The 4,574-nt window shown below is 74.5% G+C and carries 4 protein-coding genes and 1 pseudogene; 3 read left to right on the top strand and 2 right to left on the bottom strand.

What is annotated here, in order from left to right:
* The 3 genes from GSF22_RS31015 to GSF22_RS31005 all read left to right on the top strand — a co-directional run.
* A partial coding sequence (locus GSF22_RS31015; protein ID WP_208817465.1) for a sensor histidine kinase occupies positions 1 to 2,289 on the top strand: 2,289 nt, incomplete at its 5' end.
* A complete protein-coding gene (locus GSF22_RS31010; protein ID WP_208817464.1) occupies positions 2,286 to 2,678 on the top strand; it encodes a roadblock/LC7 domain-containing protein in 393 nt (130 codons plus the stop codon). The genes GSF22_RS31015 and GSF22_RS31010, both read left to right, overlap by 4 nt.
* Positions 2,675 to 3,703: a TAXI family TRAP transporter solute-binding subunit gene (locus GSF22_RS31005; RefSeq protein ID WP_208817463.1), complete on the top strand. Its 1,029-nt coding sequence runs from the start codon at positions 2,675 to 2,677 to the stop codon at positions 3,701 to 3,703. Before GSF22_RS31010 ends, GSF22_RS31005 begins: the two co-directional genes overlap by 4 nt.
* Positions 3,704 to 3,715: 12 nt before the next feature.
* Here the strand turns inward: GSF22_RS31005 and GSF22_RS31000 are convergent, their stop codons facing one another.
* Positions 3,716 to 4,249: a hypothetical protein gene (locus tag GSF22_RS31000; RefSeq protein WP_208817462.1), complete on the bottom strand. Its 534-nt coding sequence runs from the start codon at positions 4,247 to 4,249 to the stop codon at positions 3,716 to 3,718.
* Positions 4,250 to 4,251: 2 nt separating this feature from the next.
* Positions 4,252 to 4,574: pseudogene (locus tag GSF22_RS30995) on the bottom strand (DNA primase); the annotation flags it as partial.

The following is a 4,574-nucleotide window of genomic DNA, read 5'->3' as shown; positions in this document are numbered from 1 at the left end:
CCAGTACCCGGCACCGCCCGCGTACGCCGCCACAACCGCCCCACGGACCAGACCAACCGGTTGTGGTCGGTACGCACCCAGCTCCTCGCCCCGATCCTGATCGCCACGCTCGGCCTGATCGTCCTCGGTACCGTGCAGACCAGCACCGCGCTCTCCGCCTCCGCCGACGCCGGACGGGCCCGGGTACTCGCCGGCACCGCCACCGCGACCGTGCGTCTGGTGCACGAACTGGAACGGGAACTCGCCGAAACCGTGGCCCTGCGGCAGCGGGGCGGCGAATCCGGCCGGCAACTGGTCAACGCCCAGCGGCAACGCGTCGACGCGGCCGTCGGCCGGTACCGTTCGGCCGGCGACGCGGCCCGGCGCACCGCACCCGCCCTGGCCCGGGTACTGGACAGCGCCGACGGGCAACTCGCCCAGCTCGGGGCCGCCCGGGACGTCGCGCTCAGCGCCCGCCCCGCCGACCCGCTCTTCGTCAACCTGGTGGACGCGCTGCTCGGCGTCGCCGACGCGCTGCCCGCCCAGCTGCACGACACCGACCTGGCCAACGCGGCCCGCGAGGTCGCCTCGGTCGCCGCACAGGAGCACTTCGCCGCCCTGGAACGGGACCTGCTCCGGGCGATCTTCACCCGGGGCGCCCTGGGCAAGGGCGAGTTCGCCCGGGTCGCCCAGCTCCGGGGCGCGCAGGAACAGCGGCAGGCCGAGTTCTCCCGGATCGCCAGCGCCCCGTCGCAGGCCACCTATGCCCGGCTGCTCGACGGCACGGACGTCTCCACCGCCCGCCGGATGCGCGACGACGCCCTGACCGCCGACACCAACCCCGCCGCGCTGCGTACCGACGGCGACGCCTGGTACGTGGCCCAGAGCGGGGTGATCCGGCGGTACAACCTGATCGGCCGGGACCTGTCCGAGCAGCTCGACCGGCAGGCCGCCGAGCTGGCCCGGCAGGCCCGGCAGCGGGCGCTGGTCAGCGCCGGGGTCACCCTGACCGTGGCGGCGCTCTCCTTCCTGGCCGCAGCGCTGCTCGCGGTGCACACCGCCCGCCGGCTGCGCCGCCTGCGGGTGGCCGCACTGACCATGGCCCACCGGGAACTACCCGAACGGATCACCGCCATCGCCGCCGGTGAGCAGTGCGGCGGCGGCCGGGAGGGCGTCTCCGCCCTCGACCTGACCGCCGGGATCGCCCGGGGCCGCGACGAGATCGCCCAGGTGGCCGACGCCTTCGACACCGTCAACCGGTCGGCGCTGCGGCTCGCCGGTGAACAGGCGGAACTGCGGGTGGACGTGACCCGGATGGCGGAGGCGCTGGCCCGCCGGATCCGTACCCTGATCACCCGGCAGCTCCGGCTGCTCGACGAGTTCGAACGCGAGGAGACCGACCCGGACGCGCTGGACCGGCTCTTCGCCCTCGACCACCTCGCCGCCCGGATGCGCCGCAACGGCGAGAACCTGCTGGTACTGGCCGGTGGCGAGCCGGGCCGGGCCCAGGAGGGCGCCTACCTGATCACCGACGTGGTCGCGGCGGCGGCCTCGGAGATCGAGGAGTACACCCGGGTCGAGGCCGACCTGCCGGAGGTGGCCGTCGACGCGGCCGTGGTCGGCAACCTGGTGCACCTGCTCGCCGAACTGCTGGAGAACGCCACCACGTACTCCCCGCCGCACGCCATGGTGCAGGTGGACGGCCGGCGCACCATCGACGGGATGGTGCTGCGCATCCACGACCAGGGCATCGGGATCAGCGCCAGCCGGCTCGCCGAGATCAACGCCCGGCTGAGCGCGCCGGCCAGCCTCTCCAGTGCCGCCGCCGGCAGCATGGGCCTGCACGTGGTCGCGCACCTGGCCGCCCGGCACCACATCCAGGTCTCGCTGCACGCGACCGGGACCGGCACCATGGCCACCGTGGAGGTGCCCGAGTCGGCGCTGACCTCCCTGGACAAGGTGGTCTCCCGCCGTCCACGGCCGGTGGCAGCCGACCGGGTCCGGCCCGCCACCCCGGTACCCGCCTGGTTCTCCTCCGCCGACCGGGCGCCCACCGTCGTCCTGCCGGTCCTGCGCGACACCCCCCGGGCGGCCCTCCCGCCGGCCGGCGACCCCGGCCGGGACCTTCCCCGACGTACCCGCGGTCACCAGCTCAGCGCCGAGCTGCACCTGCCCCAGCCGACCCGACGGCCCCCCGACGACCTGCTCGACCCGGAGCTGGTCCGGGCCCGACTGTCCGCACTGGCCGAGGGCGTGGCCACCGCGATGCGACGCAGTCACCACACCGACGCGACCAGGAGACCCCATTGACCCAGCACACAGGCGCCGGTCTCGACTGGCTGCTGGCCAGTTTCGCCAGCCAGGTACCGGACGTGGCGCACGCCCTCGCGGTGTCCGGCGACGGCCTCCGGCTGGCCGCCTCCCCGGACCTCAGCACCGACCAGGTCGACCAGCTGGCCGCGGTGATCAGCGGCCTGGCCAGCCTGACCGTCGGCGCCGCCCGGTTCATGAACGCCGGCCGGGTCCGCCAGCAGATCGTCGACATGGACGGCGGTGTCCTGCTGGTGATGTCGGTCGGCGACCGGGCCCTGATCGGTGTCCTGGCCGCCCCCGGCTGCGACCTGGGCCAGGTCGGCTACGAGACGGCCATGCTGGTGCAGCGGGTGGCCGAGGCCCTCGAACCGGCGGCCCGCGCATGACCCACGGACCGCGCGTACCGCCCGGGTACCCGACGACCGGCCGGCCACGCCGCCTCCACCGGCTGCCGGCGCTGCTCGCCGCGCTGGTCGCCACGGTACTGCTGGCCGGCTGCGGCGCCGGTGCCCCCGACCCGGCCGCCGACGCCTGGCACGGCGGGCGGATCTTCCTCGCCACCGGCAACACCACCGGCGTCTACTACCAGCTCGGCGGCGGCTACGCCGACATCATCAGCCGGCACCTGCCCGGGTACGAGGCGCGGGCCGAACCGACCGGCGCCTCCGGGGAGAACATCACCCGGGTGGCCGGCGGGGACATGGAGATCGCCTTCAGTCTCGCCGACACCGCCGCCGACGCCAGTGCCGGCCGGGGCGCCTTCCAGGGCCGCCCCCAGGCGGTACGCGCCCTGGCCCGGGTGTACCGCAACTACACCCAGGTGATCGTCCGTACCGACGCCAAGATCCGCACCATGGCCGACCTGCGCGGCAAACGGGTCTCCACCGGCTCCCCCAAGTCGGGCACCGACGTCCTCGCCGGACGGCTGCTCACCGCGGCGGGTCTCGACCCGGAACGGGGTATCCGTCGACTGCGGCTCTCCCTGCCGGAGACCGCGAAACGGATGCGCGCCGGCAGCCTCGACGCGATGTTCTTCTCCGGCGGTCTGCCCACCCCGGGCATCGCCGACCTGCTGGCCGCCGCGCCGGGAACCTTCACGTTCCTGCCGATCGCGAACCTGATCGAGCCGTTGACCGCCGCGTACGGGCCGGTCTACACCACCGCCGAACTGCCGAAGGAGGCGTACGGCACCCCGGCGGGCGTACCGACCATCACGGTGGCGAACCTGATCCTGGTCAGCGCCGACATGCCGGACCGGCTGGCGTACGACCTGACCGCGCTGCTCTTCTCGCACCAGACGGAACTGGCCGCCGTGCACCCGGAGGGGCGCAACTTCGACAAGCAGAGCGCCGCCGGCACCGACCCGATCCCGCTGCATCCCGGTGCCGCCCGCTACTACCGGGGCGGCTGACCGGGCGGGGACTCAGAGGGTGTCCGCCGCCGGTGCGGTGGCGGCGCGGGCGGCGGACACCAGGTCGTCGGTGGCGGCCACCACCGCAGGTTCGTCGGCGGGGGTACCCGGGTCGTAGCGCACCGTCCAGGTCAGCCCGTCCACACCGACCACCCGCCGGGCCACCACCCGCACCCCGCCACCCGGTACGGCGTGGTGCTCGGTGTACGCCACCGACCGGGTCAGCCGGGTACGCACCTGGTGCGGCACCTGACCGGGGTCGGGCAGCAGGTAGGTCTCCACCGGAGAGTCGACCGCCACCAGGTAGCCGTCCCGCTCGGCGACCCGCTCGGCGGGCGTGACCGACAGTTCCCGCCCGGACCAGACCGCCTTGTGCAGGTCGTGCCAACCCAACCGGTGGCCCCGACCGGGCAGCCACAGTCCGGCGTTGGTGACCACGACGACCCCGTCCCCGTCGGCGACCCGCGCCCAGGCGAGCACCCGCTCGTCCCGGTCCAGTGCCGGCCGGTTCGCCGCCGGCAGCTTCCGCCGGTTGAACAGTCCCATCGTCACAGCCCTCCCGCTGCCTGCTCGCGCAGCGCCCGGGCATGCTGCTCCAGGGAGAGCAGTTCCCCGAAGAGCGCGAAGTACTCGTCCTTGTTGGCCACCGGGTTGATCCGTTGGATCCGGGACTTGAGGTCCTGGATGCGGCCGGTGACCGAGCCCCACTGCAACCGGGCCAGCGTGATCGAGACGTACCGTGGATCGGGGTCGCCGTCGAGCCGCAACGGCTCGACGGCGAGTTCACCGACGAGCGCCCGGGCCGCGAGGTCGGCGCAGGCGTCCCGGACCGACTCGATCCAGACCGCGCCGCCGGTCGCCGCCGCCGCCC

Origin of the sequence: Micromonospora echinofusca (assembly GCF_017614955.1) — a bacterium.
Lineage (GTDB): Bacteria > Actinomycetota > Actinomycetes > Mycobacteriales > Micromonosporaceae > Micromonospora > Micromonospora echinofusca_A.
This window is presented reverse-complemented; position numbering and strand designations above follow the sequence as displayed.

Coding starts and splice junctions, on each gene's coding strand:
- GSF22_RS31000 (WP_208817462.1), bottom strand. CDS start 4,249: ATGGGACTGTTCAACCGGCGGAAGCTGCCGGCGGCGAACCGGCCGGCA.
- GSF22_RS31005 (WP_208817463.1), top strand. CDS start 2,675: ATGACCCACGGACCGCGCGTACCGCCCGGGTACCCGACGACCGGCCGG.